The organism is Methanosalsum zhilinae DSM 4017, assembly GCF_000217995.1.
GTDB lineage: Archaea > Halobacteriota > Methanosarcinia > Methanosarcinales > Methanosarcinaceae > Methanosalsum > Methanosalsum zhilinae.
The window spans coordinates 59,854-74,470 of the sequence record NC_015676.1 but is presented as its reverse complement, the minus strand read 5'-3'; the positions used below and the strand labels follow the sequence as shown (position 1 = coordinate 74,470).

Here is a 14,617-nt window from a genome sequence, read left to right as displayed (position 1 = left end):
CACTCATCCTTTAGAAGAAAGATAATCTCCCATGATCTTTATGGCACAGTACTCCCCACACATGGAGCAAGGGCCTGTTTTTGGACACATTTCCCGGGGCCTGTCAGGATCCAGTGCGTATTCCATCTGCCCTTCCCAGTCAAATACAGCTCTTCTTCGTGCAAGTTGGAGATCCTTTGTACTTGCACCATATTTGATAGAATCACCAATATGGGCAGCGATCTTAAAGGCGATCAGGCCTTCTCGAACCTGCTGGGGATTTGGAAGTGAGAGGTGTTCTGAAGGAGTGATATAGCACATGTAATCTGCACCTGCTCCACTGGCAATACTTGCTCCTACGGCACCGGAGATATGATCATATCCTGGTGCAATGTCGGTTGGCAGGGGTCCGGCAACAAATAACGGAAATGGTGACCTGGACTTATAGGAGCTTACATGGAGGGGAATCTGCGATGCACTCAGGTGTCCACCAAGACCTTCCACTATGACCTGCACCCCCTCCTGGTTCGCCCTGTGTGCAAGGGATATATTGGTCTCTATCTCCATCATCTGTGCAGGATCAGGATTGTCGTATACACAGCCGCTTCGCATTGTATTGCCCAGTGACAGGACAACATCCCTCTCTTTTAGGATATCCAATACATGATCAAAATTGTCTATGAATGGGTTCTCGCATTCATTTTCCAGCATGAAGGCACTGGTAAAGGAGCCACCTTTTGAAACCATTCCCATAATACGTCCCGAGCCCCTTAGACTTTCCAGCATTTTCCTCTCAACACAGTGGAGTACAACAGAACTCACACCCTCATGAACATGATCCTCCAGTGTTGTCAGTATATCATCAGCAGTAATATTTTCTATCCCATTCTCAACTACAGACTGATAAATGGGTACTGTAGTTAATGGAATTGAGGTATTATCAAAGATGGTCTTTCTTATGGATCTGATATCTCCCCCCATGGACAGATCTGTTATTGTATCTGCTCCGTATTTTTCAGCAACTCTGGCCTTCTCAGTCTCTGCATCGGGATCAATGCTTGCAGAAGATGTACCAAGATTTACATTGACTTTGGTGCTCGCACCATTTCCAATCGCTGTCTGGGAGCCATTATCCCGGGTCATTATCACAAGATTTCCGTTCAGGACCCTTCTGAGAACATCATCCTCAGCAATATCTTCAGTCCTGGAAACCTGCTTCATCTGAGGAGTGATTACTCCACTTCGTGCATATTCAATCTGAGTGGTCTTCATGAATGATTCCACATATATCAATTATTGTTTAGAAAATCCAGCCATTTCAAGTAGCCTCTGTGTATTTAAGTGTTGTCCAATCGGCATTAAATGGATTCCCTGGCATATCGGTCTGATCCTGCTGATGATCTCACAGCTTATCTCAAGCCCTTCATTCACAGGATCCCTTGCCTGCTCCATCCTCTCAATAAGATCCTCACCGATTTGTATCCCAGGCACATTTTCGTTCATAAACCGTGCCATTTTTGCAGATTTGAGAGGAATTATACCGGCAATGACAGGTACCTTAAATTCCCGGGCATATTCCATAAAACCTTCAAAAAGATCGGAATCATATACAGCCTGAGTCTGTATGAAATCAGCTCCTTCAATGATCTTTTTTTTAAATTTTAGCATCTGCATGGCCTGACCGGGATCTATGTTAGAAACTGCCCCCACCATAAACTCAGGAGCTGATTCCAGAGGATTTCCATAAAGGTCAGAACCGTTCATCATTTTACGGATCATGGACAGGAGCTGTACCGAATCAAGATCATAAACGGATTTTGCACCCTGGTGATCACCGCTTTTTACATGGTCACCGGTCATCACACATATGTTCCCAATTCCAAGAGCACAGGCACCTAGCAGTTCAGACTGAAGCGCAAGGCGGTTTCGGTCCCTGCACGTCATCTGCACTATCACTTCATGTCCCCTCTCCTGCAAAATCGCACCAAGAGCCACCGGACTCATTCGCATAACGGCCCGGTTATTATCTGTAATATTGAGAGCATCCACACAGCCTCTGAGCATATCTGCATTTTCTATAGCTTTTGTAGTATCGGTTCCTTTGGGCGGGGTGATCTCAGCAGTGATAACAAAGCTTCCTGATCTGATCTTATCCTGAAATAGTGAATGCATTTGTAATCAACTCACATCGTCCAGCACGCAGACAATCATTTATTTTCCCTGGGCTGATATATCTTTTCCACCAGATCCAGCCGGTTCATTTCCTTAAGTTTCAGGTAGATCACTTCCCACGCACAATCCTTATCCGGGTCTGTTTCACATTTACCATTAGCACACCCTCCACAGGGCCCATTCAGGAGGTTCTTGGGACACTGTGCTGTGGGACAGATTCCACCAAAATTAGAAATTATGCAGCTACCACACATCTTACACTGGTCCGGAAGTATTTCACCTTTGAAGATGCCTCCAAGAGAAGTCGTGTTATTGGAGGTATATACCTGCATATCCGTAACTCTGCTTATCACAGAAGCACCACTGCCACATGCCATTACCAGCACAGCATCGGCCTTCTCGATTGACCTGTCCTTCTCTGCCAGGTGCTCCCATGATCTTATACTGCAGGCAGCTGTTGGCAGTGCCCATCCTATTACATCTTTACCTGCATCCTCAAGACCTGATCTCATCTTGAGGATCTCTTCCTCGCCACCTACATGAAGCTTTGAGGCACATGTATTGCATCCAATGATAAAAATTGCTCTATGATCCTGAAGTAGTTCAAGAATCTCTTCAAAAGGTTTGTCTTGAGATATTATCATAATGTTGTTCCAGGGTATTTTTGTTTGATGTCAATCTGGCTTTCCAGGGTTCTCCTGAGCATCCGGGCTATCAGGGGAAGATCCCGTGACTGGCCTGATAGTTTCTGTATCAGCTTCTCAAACTGCAGAAGAGTGCCTATGACTATAACGTCTGTACTGTCAAGTTGCTGGGATATGGCGTCTCTGGATATTGCTGCATCACCACCTCTTGCAAGAATCTCCTGCTTGATAATAAGGGCTTCAGTAGAGGTAATATTATCGATCCTGATAGCCATACTAACGGATTTATTCTTCATGATACTGCAGCCTTCGGGAGTAACTCCTACTGATCGCATATAGTAAACCAGGTCATCTGGAACAGTGATATCAATAATACTTACCCTGAACCGATCTTCCTGTGTAGCTGAAGGAAAGCTGCGCATTGCCGAAGCCACTTTGACTGCATCAACTGTCGCAGCTACGTCATGTGTGCGTATGATATGTGCTCCTTTATGTACGGTAATTGCAGTTGCCGCAAGGCTTCCATGAAGTCTTTCATCCGCAGGTTTGTTTACAACTGCATCTATTACTGATTTTCTTGAAATGGCAGCAAGTATTGGCTTTTCAAATACCTGCAGTCTCTGGAACTGATCGATCACTTCAAAATCATGTACTGCCTCTTTTTCAGGGACCCATTTTCCAATTGCAGGATCCAGAATAAGTCTGGAAGGATCGATTCCGTGCGATTCTGACCTGCGAACAATTTCATCCAGTGCGATTATGACTTCATCCATACCCAGTGGGTCTCCCGTACGTTCCATGGAAGCCATCACCACCGCAGGGCAGTCGTAGTCTCTAACAACACACATCATCCCGGGATCAGTGGTAAATCCGGATACATCATTTACAACATCCACCCCCCTGCTTAAAGCCTTCTCAGCAATATCTGAGAACATGGTATCCACAGAAACAATTGCATCTACATTATTCTGAAGAATATCCAGAACTGGGAGCAGGCGTGAAATTTCTTTATTTCTGGAGATGGGCTTTGCCAGGGGCCAGGTGGATCTGGCTCCCACATCAATCATGGTAGCACCTTCGTCAACCATTTTTCTGGCAACATCAAGGACGGAATCTTCATCTACTACCGATGCTTTGTAAAAGGATTCGTTACTCAGATTGATAACACCCATAAGTCTTACAGGATGTTTATCTCCAATCTTAAGGCCACAAATATCTGCATCAACAGCCATTTTAAACCATTTGTTTTACTTGAATTGTTATTGAATCTTAGAGATTAAATCTGAAACTTAATTTTTTATCGAGGACCTGCATGCTTTGATTACATGCTCTAACAATATGGATACAGTTACAGGCCCTACACCACCTGGAACCGGGGTAATAAGAGATGCCCTTTCAATAACATTCTCATAATCCACATCTCCATAGATCTTTCCGTTCTCCTCAGTGATCCCCACATCAAAGATGATACTTCCCTCTTTTACCATATCCTCTCTGATAAGATGCTTTACTCCGGTTGCAACGATAAGTATATCAGCCTGACTTGTAAATTTATTCAGATCTTGCGTATATACATGGCAGACACTAACAGTAGCGTTTCTGTTAAGCAGCATTGCAGCCATAGGTTTGCCTACAACATTGCTGTGTCCCACCACAACAGCATGTTTTCCCTCAACATTCACCTGATACTCATCAAGTGCCCGGATAATTCCCCGGGGAGTACATGGCACCAGTCCCTCATTTCCAATAAGGAGCCTGCCCATATTAAAAGGGTGAAAGCCATCTGCGTCCTTGGACGGGTCAATAGTCTCCATCACTTCCTGTTCATTGATGCTTTCAGGCAGAGGTAACTGGACAAGTATTGCATGGACCTCATCATCCTGATTTAGCCGCTCAATCAGTTCAGTCAGTTCCCCCTGAGAGGTTTCAGAGGGAAGGTGGTAATCCTTTGCCAGAATGCCTGCACGGTCACATGCCCTGTGCTTTAATGATATATAGAGCTTTGAAGCTGCATCATCTCCTACAAGTATTGAGGCAAGGCAGGGAATGACACCCTGTGCCCTGAGCTGGTCAGCATCTTCCTTTACTTCACGTTCTATTTTTTTTGCCAGTTTTCTGCCATCGATTATTTTTGATTCAGAACCATTGTTCATCAATTTCACCTGGTATTCCACAGATCACTTATAGATAGGATACCTGTGGCACAGCTCCTTTACATCCTCACAGATCATCCCAAGTGCAGAATCATCATCAACATTTGCAATTGTCTGATCAATAAAATCTGCAATCTGCAGCATCTCGGAATCTTTCATTCCTCTTGTAGTTGCAGCCGGAGTCCCTATTCGGATACCGCTTGTAACAAACGGACTTCTGGTCTCAAAGGGAACCGTATTCTTGTTCAGCACAATACCTGCCTTGCAGAAAGCAGCCTCAGCTTCCTTTCCAGTAATATCGCGATTATTCAGGTTGATGAGCATCATATGATTCTGGGTACCACCGGAAACAAGATGAAATCCTCTCTCAACAAGATCATCACTCAGAATTCTGGCATTCTTTACTGTTTGCTCCTGATCCTTCTTAAATTTTGAGCCCTGTGCTTCCTTAAATGCCACTGCTTTTGCAGCAATCACATGCATCAGAGGACCACCCTGGATTCCCGGAAATATGGATTTATCGATATCCTTTCCATATTCCTGCCTGCACATGACCATTCCTCCTCTTGGCCCGCGCAGTGTCTTATGAGTGGTTGTGGTCACAAAATCAGCGTATGGGATGGGACTCTGATGCACTCCTGCTGCGACCAGACCTGCAATATGTGCAATATCTGCCAGAAGGTATGCATCAACTTCATCTGCAATTTCCCTGAACTTCTTAAAATCGATTTCTGCAGTATATGCAGATGCACCGCATACGATCATTCTGGGTTTGTGCTTTCTGGCAAGCTCCATCAGTTCTTCATAGTTCAGGGTCTCTGTTTCCCTGTCAACTCCGTAAGGAATCACATTATACAGCTTTCCTGCAAAGTTGACCGGACTTCCATGAGAGAGGTGCCCTCCATGTGTCAGGTCCATTGACAGGATAGTGTCTCCGGGTTCTAACATTGAAAAATAGACTGCCATATTAGATCCAGAACCCGAATGGGGCTGGACATTTACATGCTCTGCCCCAAACAGCGCCTTTGCTCTCTTGATTGCCAGATCTTCGGCTAGATCCACATACTCACATCCGCCATAATACCTTTTCCCGGAATAACCTTCTGCATATTTGTTTGTCATTACGGAACCCTGAACTTCCATAACAGCACGGCTTGCATAGTTCTCTGAAGCTATCAGGTTAAGTTTTTCATCCTGACGTTGCAGTTCAAGTTCCAGGACCTCACAGATTTCCGGATCAATATCTGAAATATAAGACATCTTCACTCATCCATATATTATTTGATAAATAGTTGTTATTATAAGTTCATTATTTAACTGGTCTTTCATAATTTCGGGTTAGTACAATTCGACCTTGCACTTTAAGTTTACCCTCAACAAATAGTTTTACAGCTTCCGGGTAGATAACGTGTTCCTGTTCAAGGATCCTTTCAGAAAGAGACTCAACAGTATCATTTTCAAGTACCCTGACACTCTGCTGCAGTATTATGGGTCCAGAATCCATTCCTTCATCAACAAAATGCACAGTACATCCACTGACCTTTACACCATATTCCAGTGCCTGTTTTTGTGCATCCAGGCCCTTGAAAGATGGCAGCAGAGATGGATGGATGTTCATTATTCGGTTCTTGTATCTTCGGATAAATGAATTTCCAAGAAGACGCATATAGCCAGCAAGGAGAATCAGATCAATGCTATATTCCTCAAGAATACCAATAAGATATTTCTCATAATCCTTTTTTGATCCATGTTCTGAAGGATTGATAAATATGGCATCTATTGCACGATCTCTGGCACGCTCCAGAGCATATGCATCATGAACATCACTGACAACCACATTTATACTGGCATTCCTGATATAACCGGATTCAATATTGTCAATAATAGATTGAAGATTTGAACCTCTTCCTGATACCAGAACTGCAATATTACACGTCATTGCTGACTTCTTATGAAGTTTCACTATATTACAGTTTTGGAGCATGCAGTTCCGTAATCCGGGGATAAGGTGGATAAATCAATTGGCTGGATTATTCACAGGTATGGTAATTTGTCCTGTTCTCGATCAGTGTTACCAGTTCTTCAGGTCCGGATATTTTATTCAGTTCATCCTTTTCTATCAGAACCGTACTCTCAACAGATTCTGATTTTATCTGGCCATTGATTATGAAAACTGAGCGTGTCTCTGTTATGGTAGAAATATTGCTCATCAGATGAGCTCGCTTTATCATAGCACTGCTGTATTCACTGACCCCTGTGAGCATGACATTGGAATCGTTCTTTGATACTGCCTTGAAAGGAGCCTGAGATGTGGAGAGTACATTATAGCCCATGGAATGCAATATTTCAAGAACACTATCCTTTGGAGGTGCAGGATGCTGAATATTCTCATCATCCATATCGGTGCTGGATGGATTATCATCAAAAGATTTTATAAAATCAATAGATCTTGCCAGTGCTACATCCAGTATCTCTTCAAGCTGCAGTACAACCTCAATTGAAGCAGCCATTCCACCATCCTCATACTTACTGATGGTACGCCTTGATACTCCCAGTCTGGATGCAAGTGCACCCAATGACATGGAAATTTCATTTCTGGCTTGTTTCAGTACGTCCCCATCAATGGATACATAAAGCCCACCAGGCGCTGCAGACACAACAGGTGGAATTCCTTCGATCAGATAATCATATAATGTCTCTACATTCATTGCAGGCACATCGTATCTCATGTACACTACACTGTCTTCAAGCATCTGATTTCTGGTCTTTGCACCTATAATCAGAGGAGAGCCGTTAAGATAACTGGAAAGTAATTTTATCTCCCTGGCAGTTTCTTCATTCAGACCATCAATATTGTATAATACCTTGCAAAAGAGTAATATGTCATCCTGCCGGGCAGCAAGGTCAAAACACCTTGGCCTTATATTGCAGCGATCAGACACAAGAAAGCCTGCATGGTTCAGTACATCAACTACCTGATGTATGAGGATCTCTTTTGTCATAATTAAGCTAATATACATATGCACATATATATATAATTGTCTATTGAATAATATTCGCCATCCAACGATACATATACAGGAAAAAGAATGTAGTTACCGGAATTAAAATATGATTATCGGAATTGACGATACGGATTCAAGGGACGGAATGTGCACCACCTATCTGTGTTCCCTTCTATCAGAAGAGCTGGAAAGGTACGGAAAAATCACTGATGATCTACTCCTTATCAGGCTCAATCCAACCGTACCCTATAAAACACGGGGAAATGCGGCAGTGGCCATTGCAATCGATACCGATGCGCCTGATATGGTCAAAAAACATGTAACTGAGCGTGTCAGAACCCTTGCCTGTCTGGAAAATGATACAACAAATCCAGGAATTGTTTTTGTTAGCGATGAAATGTCTGAGCTCTCACGAAACCCACTGGGTCTCTTTTTCAAAAAAGCAGTAAAGGAGATCATTACAGTAAATGAAGCAGAGGAGCTTATCAGAAAATTGAATCTTCAATCAAAGGGATTTAAAAACAGAAGAGGCCTTATAGGAGCACTTGCAGCATGCGGAGCAATGCTGAACAGTGGATGGGATCATACCTATGAATACATAACATACCGTAAACAGGAAAAATGGGGATCACCCAGAATGGTGGACAGCTCCAGCATATTCAGCGCTGACAAAAAAACATATCCCATGACCTGGGATAATGTAGATATTTTAAATCAGCAGGTGGTCTGTGTACCCAGATCACCGGACCCGGTCCTTTACGGGATCAGGGGATCCGTTCAGGAGGAGGTAATCCGGTGTGCCTCAATGATACGATCAGAGCCTTTTGAAAGGAGTGCACTGTACAAAACCAACCAGGGTACAGATATGCATATCATTCAGGAGGACAGTATCAGCCAGATGCAGGACATGCATTCATATAGTCTCATGTGTACGGTGATAAGTGTGCCTGAGACCATACAGGGAGGGCACGTCATATTCTCAGTCAGCGATAAGCATGACCATGAACTGAAATGTGCTGCCTATGAGCCAACAAAGAATTTCAGGGAACTGGTTAGAGAACTTATTCCCGGAGATGTTATTCGAATATATGGAAGTATGATCAATGGCACACTGAATACAGAAAAGCTTGAGATCATTTCTATGATACAGACATATGAATACAAAAACCCTGCATGTCCCGTATGTCATAAAAGCATGGAGTCCGCAGGCAAAGGACAGGGTTATCGCTGTAGAAAGTGCCGCACACAGGCAGAATCAAAAATACAGGTTGAGATCTGTAGAAATATACATCCCGGATTATATGAGGTCCCGCCATGTGCCCGAAGGCACCTGGCAAAACCGCTCATAAGAGATAAAAACAGCAGCCTGAGTTTATTTCCCAGCAGGTAAATGTCCAAATCAGATATCTGGCCTTCTAACATCTTTTAACCGGCATATTCTTGGAGGTTGCAATTTATGCCTGTTTGCATCAATTCGCCCAATTATTGAATCAATCCTCTCATCTGAAACGTTCAGAGTCTTCCCTGCATCATCCACACTGCAGCCCCTATCCAGCATTTCAAGAATCCGATCAATTATTTCATAGGATAGACCCAGTTCTTCTTCATCAGTCTGGCCCTTCCATAGACCTGCAGAAGGAACCTTGGAAACTATATTCTCAGATATGCCAATCAAATGTGAAAGTTCCCTTACCTCTGTTTTGTACAGATCACCAATTGGCTCAATATCAACACCCCCGTCCCCATACTTGGTATAGTATCCAAGCATCAGTTCTGTGCGGTTGCCTGTACCAATCACCATTCGATTTAAAGTGTTTGCATAATAATAGAGGATGGACATCCTGATCCTTGCTTTCAGATTACCTTCCACGAGAGATGATGTTTCCTGACCTTCCCTGTTAAGTGAATCAATATATGTATTAAGTATAGGATTTACATCAATCACTTTGAACTCAATACCGGTACTGTCTGCAATCTCTTCTGCATCCAGTACATCCTCAGCAGGCGTAATACCCATCTGAGGCATATGAATGCCAAGAACCTTTTTACTTCCAATGGCTTCAGCTGTAAGATAAGTGGTAAGTGCAGAATCTATACCCCCGCTGACTCCAACTACCGCACCACCCAGTCCAGAGTCTTCTATATTGGATCTGATAAAATCCACAATCATGTTTCTAGCAAATTCCATATCCATAAAATCATATCCATAAGAGATTATTGGTCTTAATCAAATAACAAAAAGAAAATCTATTTAATGGTTCAAATATCTTTATGTAATCATAGCACATAAATTGAACATCGGGTATGCGCCAGTATAACAGAGGGTTTTGGGAAATTTGTAAGCATTCTATTACTTGAGGTCAAATCTACTGCTGCAGGCAGTTCGTGAGAAACTGTGAAATATTGGTGAGCAGACAGTGAATAGAACATTTGAATAACAGTACATGGAAGCTGTGTCGATGAAAAATGTGTACATATCAGGCAGGTATCCTAGCAGGGGTTGAAAGCAAAAATGGATTATACAGCTATATCCACAGTCATTGAGATCTATGCATGGTTTGCAGGGGCTATCATTGTGGTCTTTGGAGGGGCTATAAGCCTGTTCTATCAGAGGAAGTTTGGAATAGATACACATTATTTCCTGTTTTTGATCCCTTTTCTTATACTGATGCTGGCAATCTTTCAAATAGTTGTGTTTACTATAGCTGCAGGAAAAATAGTTGAAGCTGCAGCAGGAATCATATCACTCTTACTTGCCATAAAGCTTCACCTTCAGATGACAAAAGGAGGTAAATAAAATTCAGCCACCCTATTATGCATGGATTATTGCAGTAATATCCTTTGCCGGTGTGATATACATAATGGCAGGTCTGAGCAGAAGGCTGGGAGAGGCAATGCGTCTAAAACCCTATTACTATGCCTATTATGCATCAATATTATTCATGGCATCAGGAGTTCTTAATATGCTGCTCTATCCTATTACAGGGATCGGATCTGATATGGCAATTCTGATTTCGAATCTTCTTATGGCCATTGGCATGACCATTGCACTGCTGACCACTATTAAATACTGGGGATGGCTTATAAAGGAGCTTAGATGATAGATATGGAACATATTGTTGCAGATTCTGCAGTATTTATAATGGGAAAGGATATAAACAGCAAAAGTCTGATCACTGTACCCTCTGTAATAGATGAGCTGAAAAGCAGTCAGGCAAATATGAGATTCCAGCTTGCTGCTGAAGAAGGAGCCAGAGTGGAGTCTCCAGATCCGGGACTGGTCAAAGAAGTGCTCAAGGTTGCCAGATACAGCAGTGATATAGAGGAACTTTCTCAAACAGATGTGGATATACTGGCAAAGGCACTGGAATATAAAGAGAGTTCTGTCCTGTTTAGTGATGATTATGCAGTCCAGAATGTTGCAGTATTGTTGAAAATAAATGTAAAACCCGTATCCCAGAAAAAGATATCTGACGTGCTGGTCTGGGGTAAAAAATGCACTGGGTGCAAAAAGCGTTTTGATGGAGGCGATATATGCCCGGTCTGTGGCTCAGCTCTTAAAAAGGTGCGAAAAAGAAAGGTATAACAGCAGGAAAGAGCAATATATAAGTATTACACATTATATTCAGGTGAAGCCATTACAGGAAGGGGATAACATATGAGAAATATCGAGGATTTGATCAATAAAGCCGTTGAGCTACAGTCAAAAGGACTTGTCACAGGCCAGATAGCAGATGAACTTAATGTCTCAAGGGAAACTGCAACCTGGCTATTATCACGGGCCAGGAGAGGAGAGGAAATACAGGCCCCAAAGGATATTTCTGTTGACTGGAGCAGTATCGGAAAAAGTTCTTTCCGCCTGCGTTATATTTCCAGAGTTCTGTCAGATATGGTCCTTGACCTGCTGGTGCAGACAGACGAAGAAATAGATACAATCGTTGGTACCACATCAAGTGGAGTGCCCATTGCAAGCCTGATGGCAGATGAGCTGGGAACAGAATTTGCACTGTTCCACGTTCTGGGCCAGAGAGTGGATAACACCCACCCAGGCGGAATTATCAGCAGAAATTTTGGAAGTGTGGATGGAAAGAAATGCATTATTGTTGATGATGTAATAACTTCAGGATCAACTATTTCCCAGGTAATAAAGCAGATCAGGGAATTTGGGGCAATTCCGGTAGGCGCAGCAGTTATTATAGATAAAAAAGGAGCAGAAACGATCTCTGGTGTGCCGGTAAGGGCAATGATACGTATTATGAGAATGGATTGAACATCAAAAATAATCACAGCAGAAGTTGAAAAATCAATCCTCAACCTCTGTTTCACCAAGTTTCTGGGCAAGGCATGCAAGAACCTCTGTACGTTTACCTTCCACAAATTTAATACTACCTACCACAAGGTGACCACCGCCACTGACACCGGCCCCTGTCACTTCCTGATGAAGTTCCTTTACAAGACGGGGAATGTTCATCTTCACTTTTTTTGATCTTATGACCGCAAAGTCTGGACCATATCCAATCGTAATGATGGGAATGTCACCAAACTTGCGGATCAGCCGATCATGAACCTCTCCTGCCGTTTTTCCAGGCGGTGGAAAAGTAAACTTGTGAGCATAATTCTCCACATCCAGAACATTGAGCATAGCTCCGTTTGGGAGTTTTCTGGATTTGACGTTTGGAATACAGGCCTCCATCTGTTCGGATATCATTTCATTTGCCTGCTCACAGAGCAGAGATACGATCCTGTTATGACGTGTCTCACTGCCAAAGTTTGTAATATCATCCACAATTCCCTTACCACTGCTAAACTTTAGCCAGAATGCAGAGAAATCAAGAGCAAGAGCTATATCACCTAATCTTTCCAGCGAGTATTTTTCAGATACAAGATCAATATATTTTTCAGCTTCAGGAGCGGTTGAACGATCACCTACTGCAGAAATGGCAGGCAGGTGTCTGATGTCATTTACAACTGAAGGATTGATCATTCTTGCAATTTCAGTACACATCATACCTGTAGTCACTCCGAAGTCTCCTCCCACATGGGCGGGATTTACATGAGCCAGCAGATACTGATCCACAATTTCATCCGGATGATGATGATCGACAACTACCATATCAATGTCATAGATCATAGCCTGTTTCATTGCAGGCACATCCTCTTCTGTTGAACCATTGTCCACAAGGATAACCAGCGGCATTTTCTGCCCGTGGCGGCTTGCATCTTCCAGTGCAAACGAAATATCCCGTATAACATCCAGAAGCTCATAGAAGGGGGCCTTTGAAGGCGAGCGTTTATAGAAAAAGTATTCTGCGTCCTGGCCTCCGACCTCTCTTATAAGAGGAAGAATGGCCTTCTCTATGGCAAGAGCTGCAGTCATCCCGTCTGCATCGGCATGATGTCTCAGGATTATCGGCCTGGATTTAATTACTGCCTTCTTGATGATCCTTGCAACATCTTTCATGGAAGGAAGCAGGTTTTCCAGGATATTACTCTTTACCAGAAATTCTATCTCAGAGGGAGCGGCTCTATTATCAATGGCACTTTCTATCCTCTCCCATACTGTTTTCTCCATCTCACCTGAAAGCCGTTTCATGCTCATTACTTCGACCTGCAGATCATCCCCCCTGGCAGTAACCTCTCCAGTCATGGTTACGATCATATCAGAATCTATATGAGGATATGCCCTCTCACCTGCCCGTACAAAGGCAGCACCTGAGATCAGACCGGATTCATCAGAAACCGTAAATATAGTAGGCCCTGCGGTCTGTTTTACCTGAATTACCTCCCCTTCAATTCTTACAAACCGCCCCACATAACCCGAAAGATCAGACGCTGTTACCAGAGGAAGTTCCTTTTCCACTTCCACAGTCTGATATGATTCAATTTTTCTTGGTACCAGATCCATATTGCCATTCTGTTTTATTTCCTTTACAAATACAATGACTTCATCTCTTTCCTCAAGTGGGTGTGAGATGTTGCTGGTATGCACAAGTCCCCTAACCCTGGAATTTAGATCCACAAAAGCACCAAAAGGTGCTAGGCTGTTCACTGTACCATGGTAGAGCTTTCCAACTTCTACCTCATCCAGAGTACAGGAATCATCCAGAAGGTGTACAGTCTCCTTCTTTCTGCAGATATCACATATCTCCATGCCCTCAGAAGGCTTTTCAATAGGTTTTTCACACCTGTCACAGAAATAGAAAAATCCCTCTCCTTTGCAGGATTCACATTTCAGTTTGTTCTTTACCTCTCCGGTACCCTCACACTTTCCACACACAGATCCTTCTTTTAAAAAGGTGTCCAGGTCCTCCTGGGACAATTTCATGAGATCAACTGATTTAGATTTACCAGACCCCTTGCATTCAGGACATTTTTCTCTAGATAATACTTTAAAACCCTGCCCTTCACACTTTTTACACTTATCTTTCATTTTATCCTTCGATAGTCATTTATCTATGATTTATTTTTTGGTATAGAGATCTTATCCCTTATAAATCCAGCCACATCAACATAGTTACCTTTATCTGTTATTTTATAGACAAAGCGTAAAACCCGGTGTCTTTAGCTCATGTGTGGTTCACCAATCAATTTAATAAAGAATGAATGAGTAATATCTTCATTGGTGGGTCTGGAAATACTTTAGGGATTATTCAGATTAAGATTA

Annotated in this window: 15 protein-coding genes; 5 read left to right on the top strand and 10 right to left on the bottom strand. The window is 42.9% G+C overall.

The window, feature by feature from the left end:
- Positions 1–3 precede the first annotated feature (3 nt).
- The 8 genes from thiC to MZHIL_RS00315 all read right to left on the bottom strand — a co-directional run bounded on the left by thiC (position 4) and on the right by MZHIL_RS00315 (position 7,950).
- Positions 4–1,251, bottom strand: coding sequence for a phosphomethylpyrimidine synthase ThiC (gene thiC / locus MZHIL_RS00350; protein WP_013897386.1), 1,248 nt, complete (start codon positions 1,249–1,251; stop codon positions 4–6).
- 21 nt (positions 1,252–1,272) lie between these two features.
- Complete coding sequence (locus MZHIL_RS00345; protein ID WP_013897385.1) at positions 1,273–2,151, bottom strand: methylenetetrahydrofolate reductase; 879 nt, start codon at positions 2,149–2,151, stop codon at positions 1,273–1,275.
- Between the two features lie 35 nt (positions 2,152–2,186).
- A complete protein-coding gene (locus MZHIL_RS00340) occupies positions 2,187–2,795 on the bottom strand; it encodes a methylenetetrahydrofolate reductase C-terminal domain-containing protein (protein WP_013897384.1) in 609 nt (202 codons plus the stop codon).
- Positions 2,792–4,027, bottom strand: a complete 1,236-nt coding sequence (folP, locus tag MZHIL_RS00335; protein ID WP_013897383.1) for a dihydropteroate synthase — start codon at positions 4,025–4,027, stop codon at positions 2,792–2,794. Before folP ends, MZHIL_RS00340 begins: the two co-directional genes overlap by 4 nt.
- Before the next feature lie 57 nt (positions 4,028–4,084).
- Positions 4,085–4,951, bottom strand: a complete 867-nt coding sequence (locus MZHIL_RS00330) for a tetrahydrofolate dehydrogenase/cyclohydrolase catalytic domain-containing protein (RefSeq protein WP_048815577.1) — start codon at positions 4,949–4,951, stop codon at positions 4,085–4,087.
- A gap of 21 nt (positions 4,952–4,972) precedes the next feature.
- The gene (gene glyA / locus MZHIL_RS00325) at positions 4,973–6,208 is read right to left on the bottom strand and encodes a serine hydroxymethyltransferase (RefSeq protein WP_013897381.1); all 1,236 of its coding nucleotides are present in this window, start codon (positions 6,206–6,208) and stop codon (positions 4,973–4,975) included.
- Between the two features lie 49 nt (positions 6,209–6,257).
- Entirely contained in the window at positions 6,258–6,887 is a 630-nt protein-coding gene (gene purN / locus MZHIL_RS00320; RefSeq protein ID WP_048815400.1) for a phosphoribosylglycinamide formyltransferase, read from the bottom strand.
- A 91-nt stretch (positions 6,888–6,978) separates the two neighbouring features.
- Complete coding sequence (locus tag MZHIL_RS00315; protein ID WP_048815399.1) at positions 6,979–7,950, bottom strand: transcriptional regulator; 972 nt, start codon at positions 7,948–7,950, stop codon at positions 6,979–6,981.
- A gap of 109 nt (positions 7,951–8,059) precedes the next feature.
- On the opposite strand from MZHIL_RS00315, the gene MZHIL_RS00310 reads away from it, so the two are divergent.
- Positions 8,060–9,343 carry a tRNA(Ile)(2)-agmatinylcytidine synthase gene (locus MZHIL_RS00310; RefSeq protein ID WP_013897378.1) on the top strand — a complete coding sequence of 428 codons (1,284 nt, stop codon included), beginning with the start codon at positions 8,060–8,062 and terminating at the stop codon, positions 9,341–9,343.
- A gap of 9 nt (positions 9,344–9,352) precedes the next feature.
- On the opposite strand, the gene MZHIL_RS00305 is transcribed toward MZHIL_RS00310, so the two are convergent.
- A complete protein-coding gene (locus MZHIL_RS00305) occupies positions 9,353–10,147 on the bottom strand; it encodes an NAD+ synthase (protein WP_013897377.1) in 795 nt (264 codons plus the stop codon).
- 306 nt (positions 10,148–10,453) lie between these two features.
- On the opposite strand from MZHIL_RS00305, the gene MZHIL_RS00300 reads away from it, so the two are divergent.
- The 4 genes from MZHIL_RS00300 to MZHIL_RS00285 all read left to right on the top strand — a co-directional run bounded on the left by MZHIL_RS00300 (position 10,454) and on the right by MZHIL_RS00285 (position 12,223).
- Positions 10,454–10,750 (top strand): hypothetical protein, encoded by a 297-nt coding sequence (locus MZHIL_RS00300; RefSeq protein WP_048815398.1) that lies wholly within the window; start codon positions 10,454–10,456, stop codon positions 10,748–10,750.
- A gap of 64 nt (positions 10,751–10,814) precedes the next feature.
- Positions 10,815–11,054 carry a hypothetical protein gene (locus tag MZHIL_RS00295; RefSeq protein ID WP_013897375.1) on the top strand — a complete coding sequence of 80 codons (240 nt, stop codon included), beginning with the start codon at positions 10,815–10,817 and terminating at the stop codon, positions 11,052–11,054.
- Positions 11,051–11,539: an NOB1 family endonuclease gene (locus tag MZHIL_RS00290; protein WP_013897374.1), complete on the top strand. Its 489-nt coding sequence runs from the start codon at positions 11,051–11,053 to the stop codon at positions 11,537–11,539. Before MZHIL_RS00295 ends, MZHIL_RS00290 begins: the two co-directional genes overlap by 4 nt.
- 72 nt (positions 11,540–11,611) lie before the next feature.
- Positions 11,612–12,223: an orotate phosphoribosyltransferase-like protein gene (locus MZHIL_RS00285; protein ID WP_013897373.1), complete on the top strand. Its 612-nt coding sequence runs from the start codon at positions 11,612–11,614 to the stop codon at positions 12,221–12,223.
- Positions 12,224–12,256: 33 nt separating this feature from the next.
- On the opposite strand, the gene MZHIL_RS00280 is transcribed toward MZHIL_RS00285, so the two are convergent.
- Complete coding sequence (locus tag MZHIL_RS00280; protein WP_013897372.1) at positions 12,257–14,383, bottom strand: DHH family phosphoesterase; 2,127 nt, start codon at positions 14,381–14,383, stop codon at positions 12,257–12,259.
- Positions 14,384–14,617 lie beyond the last annotated feature (234 nt).

Excerpts from the sequence above, each read along its gene's own strand:
- MZHIL_RS00340 (WP_013897384.1), bottom strand. The coding sequence starts at position 2,795 with ATGATAATATCTCAAGACAAACCTTTTGAAGAGATTCTTGAACTACTT.
- MZHIL_RS00285 (WP_013897373.1), top strand. The coding sequence starts at position 11,612 with ATGAGAAATATCGAGGATTTGATCAATAAAGCCGTTGAGCTACAGTCA.
- folP (WP_013897383.1), bottom strand. The coding sequence starts at position 4,027 with ATGGCTGTTGATGCAGATATTTGTGGCCTTAAGATTGGAGATAAACAT.
- MZHIL_RS00305 (WP_013897377.1), bottom strand. The coding sequence starts at position 10,147 with ATGGATATGGAATTTGCTAGAAACATGATTGTGGATTTTATCAGATCC.
- MZHIL_RS00295 (WP_013897375.1), top strand. The coding sequence starts at position 10,815 with ATGGCAGGTCTGAGCAGAAGGCTGGGAGAGGCAATGCGTCTAAAACCC.
- MZHIL_RS00290 (WP_013897374.1), top strand. The coding sequence starts at position 11,051 with ATGATAGATATGGAACATATTGTTGCAGATTCTGCAGTATTTATAATG.
- MZHIL_RS00280 (WP_013897372.1), bottom strand. The coding sequence starts at position 14,383 with ATGAAAGATAAGTGTAAAAAGTGTGAAGGGCAGGGTTTTAAAGTATTA.
- MZHIL_RS00315 (WP_048815399.1), bottom strand. The coding sequence starts at position 7,950 with ATGACAAAAGAGATCCTCATACATCAGGTAGTTGATGTACTGAACCAT.
- thiC (WP_013897386.1), bottom strand. The coding sequence starts at position 1,251 with ATGAAGACCACTCAGATTGAATATGCACGAAGTGGAGTAATCACTCCT.
- purN (WP_048815400.1), bottom strand. The coding sequence starts at position 6,887 with ATGACGTGTAATATTGCAGTTCTGGTATCAGGAAGAGGTTCAAATCTT.
- MZHIL_RS00310 (WP_013897378.1), top strand. The coding sequence starts at position 8,060 with ATGATTATCGGAATTGACGATACGGATTCAAGGGACGGAATGTGCACC.
- MZHIL_RS00345 (WP_013897385.1), bottom strand. The coding sequence starts at position 2,151 with ATGCATTCACTATTTCAGGATAAGATCAGATCAGGAAGCTTTGTTATC.
- glyA (WP_013897381.1), bottom strand. The coding sequence starts at position 6,208 with ATGTCTTATATTTCAGATATTGATCCGGAAATCTGTGAGGTCCTGGAA.